This window comes from Pedobacter suwonensis, from assembly GCF_900111825.1.
In the GTDB taxonomy this organism is placed as follows: domain Bacteria; phylum Bacteroidota; class Bacteroidia; order Sphingobacteriales; family Sphingobacteriaceae; genus Pedobacter; species Pedobacter suwonensis.
This window is the reverse complement of sequence record NZ_FOJM01000012.1, coordinates 1-22669: the sequence shown is the minus strand read 5'-3', so window position 1 is coordinate 22669 and position 22669 is coordinate 1. Positions and strand designations below refer to the sequence as shown.

The following is a 22669-nucleotide window of genomic DNA, read 5'->3' as shown; positions in this document are numbered from 1 at the left end:
TTGTAAGCGTGATGCCGATTGTATATGGTTTAATTTTTATGTATTAATAAATAGATAGCACAGATTTAATTATCATTTAATATCATTTTTATTAATTCGGAAAATAAAAATATGTGTGTGTATATTAATTGATTTATGTATTTAATATATAATACTTAAAAATATTGTTTTTTACACATTAATAAGTTATAATTGTCTTACATATTATTGTAGTCTGAATATTGTTTATTGCAGTATTTATTAGTATCAAAGCCGTTTTGTGACTGCTTTCAGCAGAGCTGTAAACTTTTTCCTTAGCGGACCTCGAATTACCCTTGTTAAACGGTATTCTAATCAATTCACGGTTGTTCTTGTTTCCCCGGACGATGATTTTATAATCATTTCAAAAACATGAACTTAAATCTTATTCCCCTTTTAATTATCATATTTCTAACTGCTTTAGTTAAGGCTTAAATATTATATGTCAGAAAGAACTCTTGTCCGAATGCTGCAGCGTTGTGCAGCATTGAAATCAATTGGTGTGACTTTTATTGAAGACAGTATAAAAGAAGATTTCTTATCTTATAATCAACTTTATGCGGAAGCACTTAAAGTTCTTTCATTTTTTCAGGCAGAAGGTGTAGAAGGCGGTAATGAAATGATTCTGCAGGTGGAAGACAATAAGACATACCTCATTGTTTTCTGGGCCTGCATCCTCGGAGGAATAATACCTGTTCCTTTATCTATCGGACAGAAAGATGATCATAAGAAAAAATTGTTTCAGGTCTGGACAGTTTTAAAAAAACCATACCTAATTGCCAGCGCTTCGGTTTTAGAAAAATTGAAAATCTTTGCCGAACAAAATGGTTTGGCATCTTCATATCTTGATGTAGAAAAAAGTAGTATAGCAATTGCTGATATTTATTCGTCAGATAAAGCCGCTGTTATATTTGAATGTCAGGAAGATGATATTGCATTTCTTCAGTTTTCTTCCGGATCAACCGGTTATCCGAAGGGCATTATTTTAACACACCAGAATTTACTTACAAATATAGCGGCTATCAGTAAAGCTGCAGCGTATTCAGCTACTGATACGATGTTGAGCTGGATGCCATTAACCCATGATATGGGAATGATTGGCTTTCACCTTAATCCTTTGTTCATGCAGGTTAATCACTACCTGATCCCTACAGATGCTTTTGTTAGAAGACCATCCTTATGGCTGGATAAAGCAACTAAACATGCTGTAAGTATCCTCTGTTCTCCAAATTTTGGCTATAAGTATGTACTTAAGCACTGTACAGAAGTTGAAGCGGCTAAGTGGGATTTAAAAGCCGTACGGCTTATTTATAATGGAGCAGAACCCATATCTGAAAAACTCTGCCATGATTTTTCTGAGTTTCTTGCCGATTATGGTTTAAAAGAAAATAGGATCCGTCCGGTTTATGGCTTGGCCGAGGCTACACTGGCAGTTTCCATTTCTGAGTTGGAAGATGAGGTAATTACATGTTACCTGGATAGAACCCAAATGAAAGCAGGGGATGAAATCTTGATTGTAAATCGTTCAGACCATCATGCCGTACCGATTGTTAATGTTGGTAAGGCTATTGAGAGCTTTAGTATAATAATTGCTGATCCTCATGGTTTACCGCTTAAAGATCAGGTAATAGGTAAGATTTACATTAAGGGCGCAAGTGTTACCGCTGGTTATTATAATAACGAAGAGGAAACGGATAAAGTTGTGCAGCCAGGCGGTTGGCTTGATACCGGCGACCTTGGTTTTATCATGAACGGATCGTTATATATTACAGGAAGATCTAAAGACGTTATTTTCATTAACGGTCAAAATTATTATCCGCATGATATTGAAAATATCGCCCACTCTGTTAAAGGAATAGAACTTAATAAAATTGTTATTGCCGGGTTTTTTAATCATTCAGCTCAAAAAAATGAAATAATCGCATTTATTTTCCATCGTGGTGCACTCGATAAATTTGTACCGATTTACCACGAAGTCAAAGCGTATGTTAACAGTAAAACAGGGATCGAGCTGGACAGCATTATACCGGTTAAGGATATTCCTAGAACTACCAGTGGAAAATTACAAAGATTCAGGTTAATTGAGTTTTATATACAGGGTACATACAAAGCAATAGGGGCCTCATTAGTTTCAATGTTAAATACGGCGACTGATGAAAAGATTGTTCCTGCTGAGACAGTAATTGAGCATCGCTTATTAACCATATGGAAATCACTACTGGGTAGCGTGAATTTCGGTATAACACATGATTTCTTTGCCATAGGTGGTAATTCTTTAAGGGCAGCCGAATTTGGGATGAATGTGCTAAAAGAGTTTAATGTAGAGCTTTCATTTGAGGTTATTTATAAAAAAAGAACGATAAAAGAGCTGGCCATGGTCATTGGCTCTTCTGCACTAAAAGAATATCATCCTATCCCGGTAGCGCCAGAATATCCTTCTTATCCTGTTTCTCCGGTTCAGCGGCGACTTTATTTTGCCTGGGCAATGGATAAAAGTTCATTGGCTTATAATCTGCCATCTGCTTTCAGTCTGGCAGAAGAACCTGATCCGGAAAAAATAGAGAAGGCAGTAAATCAACTGATTACCAAGCACGATTCGCTAAGAATGACCTTTCTGTTTACTGATGAACCAGAGTTTAAGATTAACGGAGATATAGTATTTACGCTAAAGGTTAAGAAGGCAGCTAAAGATGAGCTTATTGAAGAATTGCTTAGAGGTATGGTAAAGCCTTTTGATCTCACATCGGGGCCATTGTTTCGAATAGAGCTGATTAAAATGGCTTCAGGATACCTGTTGTTCACAGATTTTCATCATATTATTTCTGACGGATTGTCTGTTTATATGTTCCTTAACGAATTGTTTCTTCTCTATCATGGTCATGAATTGGAAGAATTACCCATTGGGTATAAAGATTATGCGGTTAAGGAAGTTTCTGCCATGGATCTGACCAATCACGAAAAGTACTGGTTGGATCACCTTAAAGGTGAGCTTCCTGTATTGCAAATGGCGACAGATTTTCAACGACCCGTGATTTTTGATACAAATGGAGGCAGGGTTAAATTTCAATTGGAAGGTGAAGTTGTTCCGGCTTTAAAAAAACTTGCGCTGACTAACAAGTCAACGCTTCATGCACTTTTACTTGCTATATACAGAATACTGCTTTTTAAATATTCCGGACAACAGGAACTGATCGTAGGTATACCGGTTGCCGGCAGGAACCATCCTGATTTACAGCATCTGCAAGGCATGTTTGTAAATAATCTGGCGCTGAAAGGTCCATTGATGGAAGGAAAGGGATTTATTGAATATCTTGAAAGCGTAACGAATTCAACCAACGCTGGCCTGAGTCATCAGGTTTATCCATTTGACTACCTAATCCACAAAATGAATGTCAAACAGGATGCTGGTAGAAACCCGCTTTTCGACACCATGTTTATGTTCCAAGAAATCGATCTGGAAAAGATAGGTGGACGGGAAAGTTTAAGCGCGACTTATTTCTTCGATCCGGAGATTTCAAAATTTGATCTTTCGATGGAAATTCATTACAAAGGAGGGGATAACCTTACCTGCTTTCTTGAATATTCAAAAAGCCTGTTTAAGAAGGAAACGGCTTTACGCATTGCAGATCATTTCAAAAACCTTGTCGCTGAAATTTTGAAAGATCCCTTTAAGCAGGTAACGGCACTGCGTATGATAAGCGGTGAAAAAAAATACCCTGATGAAAGCCATTTTTCAAAAGAATCATTCCGTCAAAATAATAGCATATGGCCTTTAATTGAATTACAATTCAATACGAAGGCTAATCATATTGCCATTTCAGATAATGAAAATGAAATGACCTATTCTGCGCTGGCCGAAGCGGTCAGCAGGCAGGTAAAAATGCTGGAACGAAAAGGATTTAAAACAAATGATGTTGTTGGTATCCAATTGGGTGGATCAGCGGATTTTGTAATTAGTTTGCTGGCAGTAATGAAAGCCGGAGGAATATTTGTACCTATAGATCCGGAACTTCCTGAAGAAAGGATAAATTACCTGCTTCAAAACAGTAAAGCCCGCTTTATTATCAATAAAGAGCATGGTATAATATTCAATCAACATACCAATGGAAACGAGGAGCCGGAAACTAAAAACCTGGCCTATATTTTATATACATCCGGAACAACAGGAGATCCTAAAGGGGTAATGATTGCACACTATTCCTTATTTAATTATATAACCTGGGCTGCTGAAACTTATGTTGGTACTGAAGAGCTTGATTTTCCATTATTTACATCTGTTTCATTTGACCTTACCTTAACATCTGTTTTTGTGCCGCTCATTACCGGTAATCAGATCATCATTTATCGAGATGGAGACGGCGAAATGTTGATTGAAAAGATTGTTAAAGACAATAAGGCAGGAGTAGTAAAGCTTACGCCATCTCATCTCCGTATTTTAAGAGAGTTGCCTTTGCATGAACCCATGGCAATGAAGCGCAAACTCAGAAAATTCATTGTTGGAGGAGAGAATTTTGATAGCCAGCTTGCAAGAGATATTTTTTATAAGTTTAATGGCAATGTTGAATTATTTAATGAATATGGCCCTACAGAAGCAACTGTGGGATGTATGATTCATCGTTATCATCCTGAAGAAAAGTATCTGTCAGTGCCAATAGGCATTCCTATTCCCCATACAAGATTGTATATTCTCGATAAATATTTAATGCCTGTACCTGAGGGTGTTATTGCAGAGTTGTACATTTCAGGAGAAGGCCTTGCACAGGGATATTTATTCAATGAAGTGTTAACCCACGAAAAATTTATCGCTAACCCTTTTTTAGATGGGGAGCTGATGTATAAAACAGGTGACCTTGTCAGACAGATAGACGGTGGTTTGCTTGAATATGTTGGCAGAACAGATTCACAGGTTAAAATTAACGGCTATAGAATAGAACCATCAGAAATAGAATTTCATTTAGCTTCCCATGAAAATATAAGCGATGCTGTTGTTGTACTAACCGATAGTGGTTCTGCGAAAATTTTAAGTGCTTTCTTTGTATGCAAAGATATTAATGATCCGGTAGCAGCAAATGCGCTCCGGGATTTCCTGTCATTAAAGTTGCCACACTATATGGTGCCGGCGCGTTTTATCGTTTTGAATGCCATTCCATTAACAAAAAACGGTAAAATTGATTACCAGGCACTGCAAAAATCCGATATACAGGAACAAAGTGTGAAGGTAAAACATGGAGCAACAACTCCAATGGAAAGCGCCATATTGGAAGTGTGGGAAAAAGTTTTACGCCAGAATAATTTTTCAATAACAGATAATTTCTTTGAAGTGGGAGGAGACTCTATCAAGGCAGTCCAGATAGCCTCGCGCTTATTGGAGAAGGGAATCAAAGTCGAGGCAAAAAAAATCCTCACCTATCAAACAGTTCAGGAAATAAGTAAAAATAGTAAATACGTTGAAATAACTGTAGACCAGAAGCTGCAAAATAACGATGAAACGGTTAAAGGATTAACGCCTATAGCTTCCTGGTTTTTTGGACAGCAATTTAAAACTCCCGAATTTTTTAACCAGTCAGTTGTGCTGAAGTTTAAGAAAAAAGCAGATATAAAACTGCTGGAAGAAGCATTCCAGTATCTGATTGCCCATCACGATGGATTAAGATCGAATTATGCCGGCGAAAAACAAATACCTTTTATTAATGATAAACACCTGAATCAGGCCTTTCTTATCGAGCGGGTGGCTGAACCAGGCTTACTGATGAGTTTAAAAAGTAATTTTCATCTGGAAACCTCTTTACTGATAAAAGCAGCTGTTTTTAGCGATTATTCTACTAACGATTTTTTGTTTATTACAGCACATCACCTGGTTATTGACGGGGTATCATGGAGAATTTTTCTGGATGATCTGTATACGTTGTATAATCAGTTACAGACTCAGCAACAAGTACTATTGCCTTCGAAAACCACAGTATCCATAGATTGGGATAAGATTCGAAACATCCCGAAATACAAGGAACAGGAAGAATACTGGAAGATACAGGAAAGTGCTACATTTTCTGTCCCTCTTGACTTTGAAACTGATCAATGGACAATAGGTACTAAAGGAAAGGTTAATTGTATTCTTGAGCAGGAAGAGACCGCTTTTTTAACCGGAAAAGCAAACAGACCATACAAGACTGATACGCAGATGCTTTTGCTGACTGCTATAGCACTTGCGCTTAAAAACTGGACTGGTAAAACGCAGGTTGTGATTGAAATGGAAAATCATGGAAGAAATGTTGAGTTCGCTGATTTTTCCCGTACAATTGGCTGGTTTACTGCTATGTATCCTTTAATACTCGAGACTGGAGATTCAGGTATTGGAAGCCAGATTAAAAATATTAAGGAACAGATCAGGGCCATTCCGGATGATGGAATCGGGTATGGGATTTTAAGGCATGCTGCTGATAATGAGTTTGCTAATAAGATTTCGGAAGTGAGATTCAATTATCTCGGGAATTTTGATGCCGAATTCGATAATGATCTTTTTGGTTATACAGGGGATTATCATACTGAAGATACAGCACCAGGGAATCAGTTAACGGCTAAGCTTGATTTTAATCTAATGATTATGAATGGCAGCCTTCATACCGAAATGGCCTTTAATACAGAAGCGCATAAAGTGTCTACAATGACCATTTTACTGGATTCTTTTAATCAATACCTGAACCTGATTCTGGAACATACCAGAAATGAAAACGACGTACATTTTAGCCCTTCTGATTTTGATGCAGTTGCAATTGATCAGAATGAACTTGATTCACTCTTTGATTAAATAATCCCCAACAGAATTTATATGGAAGGAAAAATTAAAAAAGCAAATGTCCAGGATATTCTGGAGCTAAGTGATATTCAAAAAGGAATGCTATTTCATTTCCTTCATGATACCGGTGAGAATTTGTATAATATCCAATTATCTTTTAATATTCGGGGGGAATTGAATACCGGCAAGCTGCAAAAGGCTTTTAAGCTTGTGCAGCAGCAGCACGAAGTCCTCCGGTCGGTTTTTGAGTGGGAAAAATCAAAAGTGCCGTTGCAAATCATCCTTAAAGAATCTGATCTGGATTTTTCTTTTATTGATATTTCATCGCATGAAATTTCTGCTATCGGGCAGTTATCTGCTGATATTATTGCCCAGGACAGGCATGCGAAATTTGATTTGAGAAAAACGCCTTTCCGGATTACTTTGGTTAAGCTTTCGCTGCAGGAATATATTCTTAATATCACCCATCATCATATTCTGTATGATGGTTGGAGTACCGGTATCCTGCTAAAAGAATTATTTACACTTTATCATAACCTGGATGCTGATACAGGAGATAAGATTTCTTATAAACACGTTTTTCAGGAATTAAAGCATAAAGATAATAAGGCCTTATCTGAATCTTTCTGGTCAAGTTATCTCCATAACTATGAGATAACACCTGTGTTTAGTCTAAAGTCTTTGCCTGGAGTATTTAATGAAAAGCTAAGCACATACATTTCAAAACATCCTATTGAGGCCCTGGATAAGTTTTCTGCATCCAGCCGGATCACAAAAGCATCGGTAGTTTACGCTGCATACGGGCTTTTACTTCAAAGATATAAAGACACTGCAGACATCGCTTTCGGCACTCCTGTTTCAAACAGAAGCTCATCGGTTAAAGGCAGTGGGGATGTAATGGGGAATTTTATCAATACAATTCCGCTCAGGGTAAGCACAACAGATGGCACATCTCTGATGGATGTTGTCAAAAAAGTTAATCATGAACTGTTAGACAGAGCCGAATATAGCAGTACCTCTTACAGCGATATTAAAACACTGCTTTCCCTTAATCCTTCCGATACCTTATTCGATTCCATTCTTGTTATTGAAAACTATCCTTTGGATATTGAAGCAATAAATTACAATAAAGAGTTTGAGATCAAACTCAGATCAGCTTATGGTGACACAGGGATACCTGTTGTGATTCACGTTTTCTTTAAAGAACAGCTTGAAATAGAGGTGATCTGGCAAAGCCAGCTGCTTCATGAAGGTTTTGTGAAAAGGTTTGCTGCTCACTTTAACCAGGTTATTTGCGCAATTATCAACCACCCTGAACAGGACGCCCAGACTTTTAATTACCTTACAGACGAGGAAAAGCAAAACCTGCTATGCCATCATCATGATGCAAAGGCAGATCAGGATACAGCGGAAACAATATTGAATCTGTTTAGGAAACAAGTGAGTTTAAATCCGTTAGCCACAGCTGTTTGTGCAGACAACAGAACGTTAACTTACGAAGAACTGGACAGGTTATCAGATCGCTTCGCCAATCAGCTCATTGAGGATTATCAGATCGTAGCCAACGATATTGTGGGGGTTATTTTGGAAAGAAATGACTGGCTGATCATCAGTATTCTCGGGATCTTAAAATCCGGCGCTGCATTTATCCCAATTGACCCTGATTATCCGGCAGACAGAAAAGCAGCCATACTCACCAGCTCCCGTAGTAAACTATTGGTTTCAGAAGCATACTATGTTCTTGAAAATGATTTCTATGATGGAACTGTGTTTATAGCAGATCTGGAATTTGATGAGCATAAATATCCGCAAATGCCGACGCTGAAATTGGCCAGAAGCTGTGATCTTGCTTATGTGATCTATACTTCAGGTTCTACAGGTGATCCTAAAGGCGTAATGATCGAACATGCTGCGCTATTAAACTACATTTCCTGGGCGGTAAAAAAATATGCCCGGGGAGAAAAACGTAATTGCCCTCTGTATACCTCTATTTCTTTTGACCTGACGATTACCTCTATTTTTATCCCTCTGGTAACTGGTGGAAAAATCATCGTTTATAAGGATGATGCTATAGATATCCTTTTGAAAAAAATCATCATTGATGAGGATTGTGATATCATCAAATTTACCCCCTCTCATTTGAAACTGGTGAGAGATGGAGCGTTTGATGTAGATGAAAAGCATACAAAAGTACTGATCATAGGAGGAGAACAACTGGAAACCGGGCTGGCGGCCGATATTTATACAAAATTTAAAGGTAAAGCCACTATCTATAACGAATACGGTCCTACAGAGGCAACTGTTGGCTGTATGATTTATGAGTTTAATCCCTCAATTATCTCCGAAGCCGTGCCTATAGGACGGGCAATTGACCATACAAAGATTTATTTGTTAGATAAAAAAATGAATTTAGTGCCTGAAGGCGTTACAGGAGAACTGTATATTTCAGGAGCTGGTTTGGCCAGAGGTTATCTTCACCGTGAAGACTTGACTGATGAAAAATTTATCATGCATCCTTTTGTAGAAGGAGAGAGGTTGTATAAAACCGGTGACTTAGCTGTTAGAATGTCATCAGGTGATCTGGAATACATTGGGAGAGCTGATAGTCAGGTAAAGATCAGGGGATATCGCATCGAACCAGGGGATATCGAAAACCATATATTGGCCCATCCGTTGGTAAATAACGCTGTTGTAGTTGCATATGATCATACCGACGGAAAAAATTTATGTTGCTACTATACTTCGGCGTCTGAAATTGATCAGGAGAAACTAAAATATTTCCTGGCACAAAGGCTACCGGCTTATATGGTGCCATCAAACTATATTGTTATTGAAAAAATCCCACTTACAATTAATGGAAAACCCGCTTTAAAATTACTTCCTGATCCCCGCGGTAATGTGAAAGCCCAGTCTTACCTGCCACCGCTTACGGTTGTGGAAAAAAAGCTGGCTTCTATCTGGGAAGAAGTACTTGGTGTAGAGAAGGTTGGGCTAAATGATGATTTTTTTGTACTTGGTGGCCACTCTCTTACCGCAATTCGACTGATTAGCAGATTGAAAAATGAACTGGCCGTATCGCTATCCATTAATGCTTTTTTTGAATATAAAAATATAAAGTCTCTTGCGGCTTATATCGGAAATCTGGAAAGAAACAACGTAGCACGGATTTCAAAAGCAGTAGAGAAACCAGCCCGGCTTCCTTTATCATTTGGGCAGGAAAGATTATGGTTTTTAGATCAGATGGACGGATCTAAACATTATCATTTACCCCTTGTATTAAAAATTGATGGAGCACTGGATCCGGATGTGCTTTTTCAAAGCCTTTCTTTATTAATTAACAGGCATGAGCCTTTAAGAACAGTGATCAGGTCTTCAGGAGGTGTACCATTTCAGGTTGTTCTTCCTGAAAATTCGTGGGATGATTTTGCCGTAAAAGATATTCAGGGCTTAGCTACTGAAGAAACCAGTCAACTCATCAATGGGTATGCAAAGGAGTCTTTTGATCTCTCGCAGGATCATATGATCAGGGTCAGATTACTGAGAAATGCTGGCGGATTTCAAAAACTGGTCATCGTTCTTCACCATATTTCATTTGATGGATGGTCGGCAGTTGTCTTTTTAAAGGAATTATCATCTTTATACAGCTCCGTTAAATTAAATACCCCTCACCAACTTTCTGAACTTCAGTTCACCTATTCAGATTACAGCTTATGGCAGCAGACCTATTTAAATGGGGAGCTACTGGAGAAAGGTCTTATCTACTGGGAAAATAAATTAAAGGGCGTGCTTCCGTTGAATTTGCCAGCCAATTTTGTAAGACCGGGACAAATTTCCTATAAGGGTGGTGAATATAAAATCATGTTGGATCAGTCTCTGAGTAGGGCGATTGCAGATTTATCAGGTGCACAGGGATGTTCTTTGTTCATGACGTATTTAGCTGTTCTGAAAGTGCTGTTATATCGTTATTCTGCCCAGAATGACATTTGTATCGGTACGCCTGTGGCCAACCGGGAGCAACTGGAAACAGCACATATGATTGGTTTCTTTGCAAATACGGTTGCTTTACGATCAGAACTCAGTGATGAGATGTCTTTTGAAGCACTTATTCAGCAGATCAAAGATACGACACTGGAAGCCTATGAGCACCAGGATGTACCATTTGAAAAAGTAATAGACAGGCTGGTAATAGAACGCGACTTTAGTTATAGTCCATTATTCCAGGTCATGTTTATCCTTGAAAATGAACCCATACAACAGTTGAAATTTGAAGACTGGAATGGAACGCCAGAATGGCTGGACCGTGACCTTACTAAATTTGAACTGACATTTGAAGTTACCCCGGGCACGGCGGGTACAGAAATAGCGATTAATTATTTCACTGATCTTTTTAGTGAAGATACCATTAAGCGGATGTTGAACCATTATGTTCAGCTAATCAGGTCGATAGCGGACACACCTGACCATAAAATAAGTGAACTGAATATTTTGTCGGGAGCGGAAAGGGAGGAATTACTTCATATCGGAAAGGGTGCCGTTGCCGATTATAAAGAAGAAAAAACGGCGATCAATCTTTTCTGTAAACAGGTAAAAAGAAGCCCTGATGCAACAGCTTTGATCTTTGAGGAACAATCAATTACTTACAAGGAACTGGACAGGCGATCGAACAAACTTGCAAGATTCCTGATCGAGAAAGGAGTATCAAATGGTATGCTTGTTCCAATTTGCCTTGAACGCTCTTTTGAAATGGTTATTGCAATTCTTGGTGTATTAAAAACAGGTGCCGCCTACGTACCTGTTGATCCTGAGTTTCCTGCTGGCAGAATTCACTTTATTCTCGATGACACGGGCGCGTCGCTATTGCTGAGTACTATGGCGGTGATGGAAGTATTGAATCTGGAGAATTCCATAGAATGTTTTGCCGTTGATGATCCGGGATTGCTTACATCATACACTGATGATGAGGTAGCCGTTGTGGTATTACCCGAATACCTGGCTTACACCATTTATACATCCGGCACAACCGGAAAACCAAAGGGCGTACAAATCCGTCACTCGGGGATACTTAACAGACTGCTGTGGATGCAGGATTATTTAAGCCTGACCGCAGGGGATATCATCCTGCAAAAAACAACATTTTGCTTTGATGTGTCTGTTTGGGAACTGTTATCTGCGCTCCTTTGTGGTGCAGTGATCGTGATGGCTAAACCTGAAGGGCATAAAGACGCTGATTATCTTCAGGAACTTATTGAAAAACATCAGGTAAGTATTATTCACTTTGTGCCTTCCATGCTTGATGTATTTTTGTTAAGGGCAGATGAACAAAAATGCCGGAGCCTGAATGCTGTTATTTGCAGCGGGGAAGAGCTTAAAATCGCTACGGTTAATGCTTTTCAGGAAGTATTTAAGAAAACACATTTGTATAATTTTTATGGACCTACTGAAGCTTCGATCGAAGTTACAGCAATCAAATTAGAACCAGTATCAAATTATACCCATCATATTCCAATAGGGAAACCGATCGCGAATACCTGTTTGTATATTGTAGATCAGCATCATCAGTTACAGCCAAGCGGGGTAGCCGGTGAATTGCTGATTGGCGGTGTGCAGGTGGCACAGAGCTACCTGAACCAGCCCGAACTGACCACACAGAAATTTATTCCGGATAGGTTTAGTAAAGCCCATGAATATCCTTTTTTATACCGTACCGGAGATCTTGTACGCTGGTTGCCTGATGGAAATATTGAATTTCTCGGGCGGATAGATGACCAGGTAAAAATAAGGGGCTATCGTATTGAACCTGCTGAAATTGAAGTATTGCTGGGACAACTGGCCGGTGTTGAACGTGCAGTTGTATTAGTTAAGGAATATAATGGTGATAAGTATCTGGCCGCATTCGTAAAACTTCAAAACTGGTTGGAGACCGATTCATTAAGCGATCAGTTAAAAAATATCCTCCCTTTTTACATGGTACCGTCAATAATGGTCAGGGTAGATGATTTCCCATTAACCCTGAATGGTAAAATTGATAAGGGACAGTTGCATGCGATGGCCGCGCCATCCTCAACAGGTGTTTTTAAAGCGCCGGAAACTGAAATAGAATTAAGACTGACCAGGATTTGGAAAGATTTATTAAAAACAGATAAGGTAGGCGTTCGCGATAACTTTTTTGCACTGGGTGGGCATTCACTGATGGCTATGCGCGTTTTATCGGAAATAAGCAATGAATTTTCTGCTAATATTTCAATAACCCTGTTTTTTCAACTGGGAACTATCGAAAAGTTGAGCGAGTACCTTGAGGTATTGCAGTCGGCAAAAATACTGAATGTACAGGAGGATGTAAACACTATTGAGCTTTAAAAAATGATAAATGAATTAAATGTTAGCTCTGGCAAGATTGAACATATTATTTCACTACTTGGTAAGGCTGGAAAACAGGGAATCTCTATCTTCTTAAAAGAAGGTAAACTGATGATTTCTACTGTTAAAGATGTAACTATTGAACCATCATTTCTAGAGCTTATTAAAAGCCATAAAGACGAAATTAAGGCATTTTTATCCACTGAATCTGATCGTTTTCAAGACAATGCACTCCGGGAAAAGATAGCGCCAATTAGCAGGGTGCCTGGTTATAAATTGCCACTTTCTTTTACACAGGAAGATCTCTGGTTTATAGATCAGTTTGAAAGTAGCTCGCACTATCACATTCCGTTGGTTTTAAGGCTTAAGGGGGCAGTTGCTACTGAAACCATGGGTGATGCGCTGAATATGATCGTTAACCGACATGAGAGCTTAAGAACAGTATTTATGGAATCTGATGGCCGCCCTTACCAGGAATTGCTTCCCGAAGACAGTTGGAAGCTAAGCATTGATGGAGATCAGCAACCAGGCGAGCTAAATCATTACCTGCATTCATTTATTCGGCAACCTTTTGATCTGGGCCGTGATCATATGCTCAGGGCCGCTATATGTCCGGTCGGGCCTGACGAATATTTATTATCCCTGGTTATCCACCATATTGCCTGTGATGGATGGTCCATCCCTTTATTGGTGCAGGAGTTGAAAGAGATTTACACAGCTAAAATTGCTGGGAACCTGCCTGTACTGAATGAACTTAAGTTACAATACACCGATTATGCGGTATGGCAAAGACAAACATTTACGGCAGAAAACATTGAAGATAAATTAACCTATTGGCAAAAGCAGCTTAAAAATTTAAGCACGCTTAAACTGCCAACTGATTTTCCGCGTCCAGCCGAACAAAGTTCGAATGGTATGAAATTGTTCCTGAAAACAGATGCGGTTTTAACAGAAAAACTTCGTGTGCTGGCCAGGAAACAGGGCGTATCCATGAATATGTTACTGTTAAGTGCTTTTAATGTCTTGCTTTATCGTCATACCAATCAAACAGATATTGCGGTTGGAACACCAGTTGCAAACCGCGCATTACCAGAACTGGATACGCTGATTGGCTTTTTTGTAAATACGGTGGTGATGAGAACAAAGCTAAGTGGCGAAATGACGTTTGAAGAACTCTTAAATGAAGTTAAAACGCTAACGCTTCAGGCTTATCAAAACCAGGATGTTCCTTTTGCAAAGGTGGTCAGAAAAATTCAGCAACAGCGTGATAAAAGCCGTAGCCCGCTTTTCCAGGTGATGTTCGTCTTTCAGCATCAGGAAAATATGCAGGATCTTCTTATTGGAAATCTGGATTGTTCGGCAGAACCTTATGCTTACCCTGTTTCCCGGTTTGATCTGACCTTGTCTGTAAACGAGTTACCCGATGACCTTCAGTTTGTTCTGGAATATTGTACAGATCTGTTCCTGCCATCAACTATAGAAAATATGGGGCAACATTACCTGCAGCTCCTTTCTTCTATCTGTGAAAAGACAGATGTTCCCATAGGAAAATTAGAGATGCTCTCCTCTGCTGAAAAAAATCAGTTGTTATCCGCATTCAATGATACCAGGATTAGCTTTAGCAAAACTGAAACGGTGATTGATTTATTTCAGCAACAGGCTGAAATTGTTCCTGATGCTATAGCTGTAGTTTATGAGCAGGCCATATTAAGTTATAAGGATCTTCACCTGTTAACCAATCAGTTTGCGAATTACCTTTTGGCAAACAAAAGTTTTAAGAAGGATAGCCTTGTTGCCGTAAAATTACCCAGAAGTGAATGGTTAATTACAGCAATTATGGCCATATTGAAAGCTGGCGCAGCGTATGTCCCCATTGACCCCGATTTTCCGGAAGAAAGAATCGCTTATATATTATCAGACAGTCAGTGTGAAATTATAATCGACGATTCGGTTATCAGGGATTTTGTTGCCAGAAAAAATAAGTTTTCAGAGGAGAAGCCAGGGATTGTTACTCATCAGTCGGATTTAGCCTACATTATCTATACTTCAGGAACAACCGGCAAACCCAAAGGGGTTATGATCGAACACGGAGGTATTTATAACCTGGCGGCAGGGCAAATCCGGATTTTGAAACTAAATACCGAAGACCATGTGCTGCAATTTGCTGCAGCCACTTTCGATATTTTTTGTGCAGAGCTGTTTTCAACATTAGGCGCAGGAGCAAAACTTTGTATTCCAACCAGGAGTACCCAATTATCAATGGATGATATGAAGGATTTCATCCGAAAATATGAAATTACCATAGCAACAATTCCTCCTTCTTACCAGGTACTTTTAATTGATCATCTTTTCTCTTTAAAGACGATTATTTCAGCCGGAGAGGTCATCAATATTAAGCTGACAGCACTTTTGCAGGAAAAAGGAGTTACTGTAATTAATGGTTACGGACCTACAGAGAGTTCCGTTTATATTACCATGTCTGATCATCCTATTATAGATGGTTATAAAAGCACAATCGGTAAACCACTTGATAATGTAAAGATTTATATACTGGATGAGAATAATCAGCCTGCTCCAATAGGTGTTACGGGTGAATTATGTACAGGCGGAATACAGGTAGCCAGGGGCTATCTTAACCGACCAGAGCTGACAGCTGAACGATTCATCCCAAATCCTTTTGAAAGTGAAAAAGCAGATTGTCCTGTTTTATACCGTACCGGAGATCTTGCAAAATGGCTCCCTGATGGCAATATTGAATATGTCGGCAGGATAGATCATCAGGTAAAAATAAGGGGATACAGAATTGAATTAGGCGAAATAGAAGCTGCATTGGAGCGATATGAGACAATTAACCAGGCTGTGGTAAAAATCCATGCCGATGAACAGGAAAATAAAAAAATTGTAGCCTACGTAATCGCTGATACAGAATGGCATGAAAGTGCTTTATATGACCATTTGAAATCAATTCTGCCTCAGTACATGCTGCCATCATTGTACATTAGGATGGCAGAATTCCCGCTAACATCGAGTAATAAAATAGACCGGTCAGCCCTGCCAGATCCTAATCTGTCATCCCTGTTAACAAAAGGTTATGCTGCACCAACAAATCCTATTGAAGAAAAACTGGCTATGCTATGGTGCCAATTATTGAATATTAAGGAAGTTGGTATTCATACCAACTTTTTTGAACTCGGGGGAGATTCAATCATAGCCATTCAATTTGTGAGCAGGGCGAAGGAAGCCGGATTAATCTTTAGGGTTAAGGATGTTTTCGATTACCAGACGATTTCAAGGTTAGCGGAACAGTTAAATCAAAATAGTTTAATATGGAGTGAACAAGGACGGTTAGCGGGAAGCGCTTCTTTACTCCCTATACAGAAATATTTTTTTGAAGCTGATTTCAGGAATGTAAACCATTTTAATCAGTCACTTCTGCTAAACTTAAATAAATCAGTAGACAGTGCTTCTTTAGCTGCATGTCTTGATCAGTTAATTAATCAGCACGATGCCTTAAGGTTCAGGTATACTTTTTCTGAGAATGAGGCGCCAATCCAATCTTACGGAGATTACATGCCCGTGCCCGATATCAATGATTTATCAGACAGTATTAAATTCAGTTATGATGTTTCTGAGCTGTGTGAATTTTACCACCAAAAATTATCAGTAACAGAAGGGATACTTGTTCGGATGGTATTTATTAAATCGCCCGATGAAGAAGAGTTTAACCGCTTATTTTTGGTTGTGCACCACCTGGCTGTAGATGGTGTTTCCTGGCGGATTATTGTGGATGATCTGTGTGTCATGTTGAGAAAAATTGCGCTGGGGAAAAGAATAAATCCAAGATCGAAAACCACTTCTTACAGACAATGGGGAAAGCTTCTTCATGATTATGCTGAATCACCTGTACTTCGCGATGAATTTGCTTATTGGAAGGGTATTTTAGAAGAATTTGAACCCTTGCCAGCTGGTTCCCCTGCGAATAGCCTTACTCCTGGGTACGCCAGTATTAAACTTAAGTTTTTTGGTTCGCAAACGCAGCGTTTGTTGCACCAGGCTAACCAGGCTTACCATACAGAAATAAATGACTTACTTCTTTGTGCCTTAACACTGGTTATTTGTGAATGGGCCGAAAGAAGTGAATTTGTACTTGCCCTTGAGGGGCATGGCCGGGAATCTCTATTTGAAAATGCTGACTTAAGTAAAACAGTTGGATGGTTTACCACTATATTTCCTGTTAAACTGTTTAAGGAAGGTGGAGAATCTTTATCTGCTTTTATAATCCGGTTAAAGGAACAGATACGCAATATTCCTAATAAAGGTATAGGTTATGGCGTGTTGCGTTACCTGAGTGGAAATGCAGAAATAGAAGAATTTCTTCATGCTGATTTTGGGCAACTGATTTTTAACTATTTGGGGAATTTTGATGCAGCGATGAATGGAAACGAATTCGTTAGCCTTGCTTCTGAATATGCCGGAAAAAACAATAGCCCCGACAATCATAACCTGAATGCGATGGAAGTCAGTATAAACATTGCAGAAGGACATCTTAATTTAGTATGGAGTTACGATACATCACTTTATGACGATTCTGTTGTTGAATTTCTGGTGAGCAGGTACAGTGATTATCTGAATGAAATTATAGACCATTGCTGTTCAATAGATATACCGGTAAAAACGCCATCAGATTACGGCCTTGATAAAGTAACAGATTATCCCGCTTTTGATGCTTTTATCAAAGAAAAGCCCGAATTGGAGGATATATACAAGCTTAGTCCTTTACAAAGCGGTATTCTTTTTCATAGTTTATACCAGGAAGATTCTGCGGCTTACATCGTTCAGTTCGCTTGCGACTTTGTGAACGGACTGGGGATAGGCGACTTTGAAAATGCATGGAAACAGCTGATTGCCAGGCACAGTATATTAAGAACAGTTTTTTTTTATAATGTATTTGATGAACCGGTGCAGTGTGTATTTCAAAATGCCAAGCTGCCATTGAATATTGTTGACTACAGCAGTTTAAAAGGAGAAGTTCTTGAAGAGGCATTAAATAATTTTCTGAAGGAAGATAGCCAACAACCTTTTGATCTGGAGCATCCACCATTAATGCGTATCAGCCTTATTTTACTGGCTGAAGGCCGGGTAAAAATGGTATGGACGAACCACCATATTATATTGGATGGATGGTCTATGTCCGTTTTGATTAAAGAATTCCTTATTTTATATAAACAGTTCAGGTCAGGCGAATCTTTATCTGGTTCGTTTAGGGTAGATTATTTTAAAGACCTGATCATGCATCAGGCAAAAATTAGCAAAACCGATGCGGCCAAACACTGGTCACATTATTTGGCAGGGCTGGAATCGCCAACCCTAATTCCTTTTATACATCAAACAGCGCTTAGAAATAAACAGCTGGGAAATCAGCTCACGCCATTCGTTGCAGGGAAAGACCTGGCGCAGGGACTTGAGGATTTCGCAAAGCGTAATCACCTGACTTTAAATACTATTATTCAGGGTGCATGGGCTTATCTCCTCTCAAGATATACGGGAACAAGCCGGATTGTTTTTGGCACGACTGTTTCTGGCCGGGTAGCTGAAATTCATGATGTTGAAGACCGTGTGGGTTTATACATCAATACGATCCCGGTTTGTATTACAGTAGAGAATGATTCAAATATCATCAACTGGTTGGCAACCATACAGGAAGAGCATGCTGTTTCCCGCGAATACAGCCATACACCTTTATCGGATATCCGGGCAATTACCGGATTTGATGAAGATTTTTTCGACAGTTTGCTTGTTTTTGAAAATTATCCTGTCAGTTCTATAACGGAAGCGGAAACGGATCTCAAAATTGAAAATATACATAACAAGGAGCAAACTCACTACTCTTTGTTATTATGTGTTACAACAGGTGAAACGATTGCCATAGATTTTAATTATCATACGGAACTGCTGGCACCTGAAACCGTGCAGATGATGATTACGCATTTAACCATGCTATTTGAATCCATTGTAAATCCTCGAAATGAAAAGATCGCTGATCTTCATTATATGGATGCTGCGGAAGAAGAAAAATTACTTTCAGGATTTAATCATTCCACAGTTAGTTATCCCTTATCGGCTAGTGTTACAGGTTGTTTTGAGGAGCAGGTTAATTTGTGTCCGGATCGTATTGCATTGGTTGACAATGATTTGGAGCTGAGTTATCGTGAGCTTGACCGTTTGAGCAACCGTTTGGCACATGTGCTGCGTACACATGGTGTTGGGCGCAACAGCATTGTAGGCCTGTTAACCGGGCGGAGCCATGAAACCGTTATCGGTATGCTGGGTATCCTCAAAGCCGGTGGAGCCTACCTTCCGATGGACCTTGATTATCCTGCAGACCGGATCAGTTACCTGCTGGACGACAGTAAAGCTGTCCTGCTGCTGGTTACCTCTGCCGGTTATAAAGTGGCACATGGGATAGAAACGTTGGTTGTGCAGGATGTGCTGGGGCAGGAGGAAAGCACAGACGAAAGGCTGCCCTTGGTAAACCAGCCTGAGGATCTTTGCTATGTGATTTATACATCCGGTACTACGGGTTACCCCAAGGGGGTGCTGGTAGAGCACAGGAATGTGGTGCGTTTGTTCTTCCATGAGGATCCTTTGTTTGATTTCGGTGCCGAAGATGTCTGGACGATGTTCCACAACCCGTATTTTGATTTCAGTGTTTGGGAGATGTACGGTGCGCTGCTTTACGGGGGCAAACTGGTTATGGTTTCCAAAATGGTTGCCCGCGACCCTTCCGCATACCTTTCGTTGCTGGTTAAGCAGGGTGTTACGGTACTGAACCAGACCCCATCGGCATTTTATAACCTGATTGCTGCAGAATCGGCATCCGGGCTGGCGCCCGGGGCATTGCGGCTGCGGTATATTATTTTTGGCGGGGAGGCACTTAAACCCTTAAAGCTTGCAGACTGGTATGCAAAATACAGCGATATCCTGCTGGTGAATATGTTCGGGATCACCGAGACTACGGTCCATGTAACCTATAAGCTGATCACTGCAGAAGACATCCGTGGCAATGTGAGCAATATCGGGGTGCCTATCCCCACACTGTCTGCATATATTTTTGATGGATCGCGCCGTCTGGTAGCCCGTGGGGTAAGCGGTGAGCTTTATGTCGGGGGGGCTGGGGTTTCCCGTGGTTACCTGAACCGTCCGGAGCTGACCGCTTCCCGTTTTGTGGACAACCCCTACCGTGCGGGTGAACGGCTTTACCGTACAGGCGACCTTTGCCGCCAGGGCCCGAACGGGGAACTGGAATACATCGGGCGTATTGACCACCAGGTTAAAATCCGTGGTCACCGGATCGAGCTTGGCGAGATAGAGGGGCGTTTGCTGGAACATGAGCTGGTTTCCGATGCGGTTGTAATTGTACGGGAGGATGATGGGAACAACCTTTCCCTGTGTGCCTACCTGGTTGGTCTGCAGGAGATAGACCTGTCCGGGATACGCGCTTACCTTTCGGGGCTGCTGCCCGATTATATGGTTCCTTCGCACTTTGTGCAGGTTGATTTTATTCCCCAGACGGTAAACGGGAAGGTGGACCGTAAGGCACTTCCTGCCCCGGTCTACCATGGTGACGGTTTGTATGTTGCCCCCGGGCGTGCAGCTGATATTGCGCTGTGCCGGATCTGGTCTTCGGTACTCCAGGTTGATGAAGTTGGGCTGAACAGTAACTTTTTCAGTCTTGGGGGTGATTCGATGCTGGCGCTGAAACTGGTTAGCCGGATCAACCGTGAGCTGGGTTTGAAGATGAGCATTGCCGACCTGTTTACCTACCAGAGTGTTGCAGAGCTTGGCCCGAGGCTGGTACCTGTATCTGCTTTGGTAGAAGAAGAGGATGCGGTTGAGGAACTGCTGTCTGCCTATGCCGGTCTCCGTTTGTCCTTTTTGGCTTCAAACCCTTCGCTGGATGCCTCCATGGTCACCGCGGTTTACCCTGCCAGTGATATCCAGAAGGGCATGCTTTACCATTCGATGAAAGAACGCGGGCTTTACCATGACCAGATGGTGCATGTGGTGCGCTACCCTGATGCTTACCTTTCGCTGCTGGACCATGCGTTGGCGCTCCTGATCGATAAGCATTCGATTCTGAGGACCGGTTTTTACCAGGGTGATGGTGCTGAACTGTTACAGGTTGTTTTTTCACAGGGTGTTGCCGATATCCGCCACCATGACCTTTGCAGTCTGTCTGTGCCAGCCCAGCAGGCTTTTATCCGTGAGGCACTGGAGCGGGACAGGGATGAGCCGTTTGGGCTTGGACTGTCGGGGCTGTTCCGGCTGCTTGTTTTCCGTCTTGGGGATGGGCGGAGCTGCTTATGCCTGGTTTGCCACCATGCGATTATTGACGGCTGGAGTGAGGCCTCTTTTAATACAGAACTCCATAATACACTGGTGAGCCTTTCATCGGATCCTGGTTTCCGCCCTTCGGGCTTAGCGCACAGTTACCTTGACTTTGTGATCGATCAGGAACTTGCATCCCGGGATGCGGTTTTGCGGTCTTACTGGCAGGATGAGCTGAAGGGTTATAAACGTTTTTCATTTTCTTCTGTGGAAGAGGAATTGGTTTACCGGACACACTATTCGCGTTTGGATGAAAGCCTGCTTGCGGGTTTAAACGCCTGGAACCATTCTTCGGGGGTGAGTGTACGAGCACTTTGTTTTTCGGCCTTTGTGTATGGTCTGTATATGCTGAGCTATGATAACGACCTGACGGTTGGGATGGTAACGAACAACCGGCCAGCTTTGGAGGACGGTGACAAGATCCTGGGCTGTTTTTTAAACACGGTACCTTTTAGGGTCACTGTTCCTGGTGAGGGGAGCTGGCTTTCTTTTGTAGAGGGGATCAATACAAAGCTGAACGGTCAGAAAGCTTATGAGCGTTTATCTTTTTCGAAGATCGTGTCAGCGTTGAAAGAGTCGGCCGGTGAGCAGAACCCGATCACCGATGTGCTGTTCAATTATGTGGATTTCCATGTTTACGATGCTTTGGAGCATGAAGAGCTGAGTGATGGTGGTGGCTCGGCCTTATCTGAACAGGAAGGTGCTGATGGTGGTGAAGCCGTTATGGGTGAAACGAGGAACAACTCGCTGTTCAACCTGAATGTCGACCGTACCGGAGGCGGGCTTAACCTTTCTTTATGTTACCAGAGTAATTTTGTGAGCGGTGATATGGTTGAACGGTTTATGGTTTATTACCACCGGATCCTGGAGCTGATGTTAAGGGAACCAGAGGGGGGTATAGGGATAGGTGCAGTATTGGGTTCGGGTGAGCAGGAGGCGTTGCTTTATGGTTTTAATGCTACGGAAGTTGCTTATCCGGATGAGCTGACCATCCTTGATTTATTCTCTCGGCAGGCAGGTAAAACACCTGATGCTGTGGCATTGAGGGATGAAGAACAGGTGATGAGCTATGCCGAACTAGACCAGCGAAGCAATCAGATAGCGAACTACCTT

At 40.9% G+C, this 22669-nt stretch carries 3 protein-coding genes; all 3 read left to right on the top strand.

All coding sequences use genetic code 11. The annotated features are described in order from the left end of the window. Window positions 1-460 precede the first annotated feature (460 nt). Window positions 461-6823 (top strand): non-ribosomal peptide synthetase, encoded by a 6363-nt coding sequence (locus tag BM107_RS15770; protein ID WP_090985047.1) that lies wholly within the window; start codon window positions 461-463, stop codon window positions 6821-6823. Window positions 6824-6844: 21 nt separating this feature from the next. Further along, window positions 6845-13168 (top strand): non-ribosomal peptide synthetase, encoded by a 6324-nt coding sequence (locus BM107_RS15765; RefSeq protein ID WP_090985045.1) that lies wholly within the window; start codon window positions 6845-6847, stop codon window positions 13166-13168. Between the two features lie 3 nt (window positions 13169-13171). Continuing rightward, the coding region (locus tag BM107_RS15760) for a non-ribosomal peptide synthetase (protein WP_139222298.1) at window positions 13172-22669 on the top strand (9498 nt) is incomplete at its 3' end.

Bases quoted from the DNA above. Each gene is read 5' to 3' on its own strand.
- BM107_RS15770 (WP_090985047.1), top strand. From the start codon at position 461: ATGTCAGAAAGAACTCTTGTCCGAATGCTGCAGCGTTGTGCAGCATTG.
- BM107_RS15765 (WP_090985045.1), top strand. From the start codon at position 6,845: ATGGAAGGAAAAATTAAAAAAGCAAATGTCCAGGATATTCTGGAGCTA.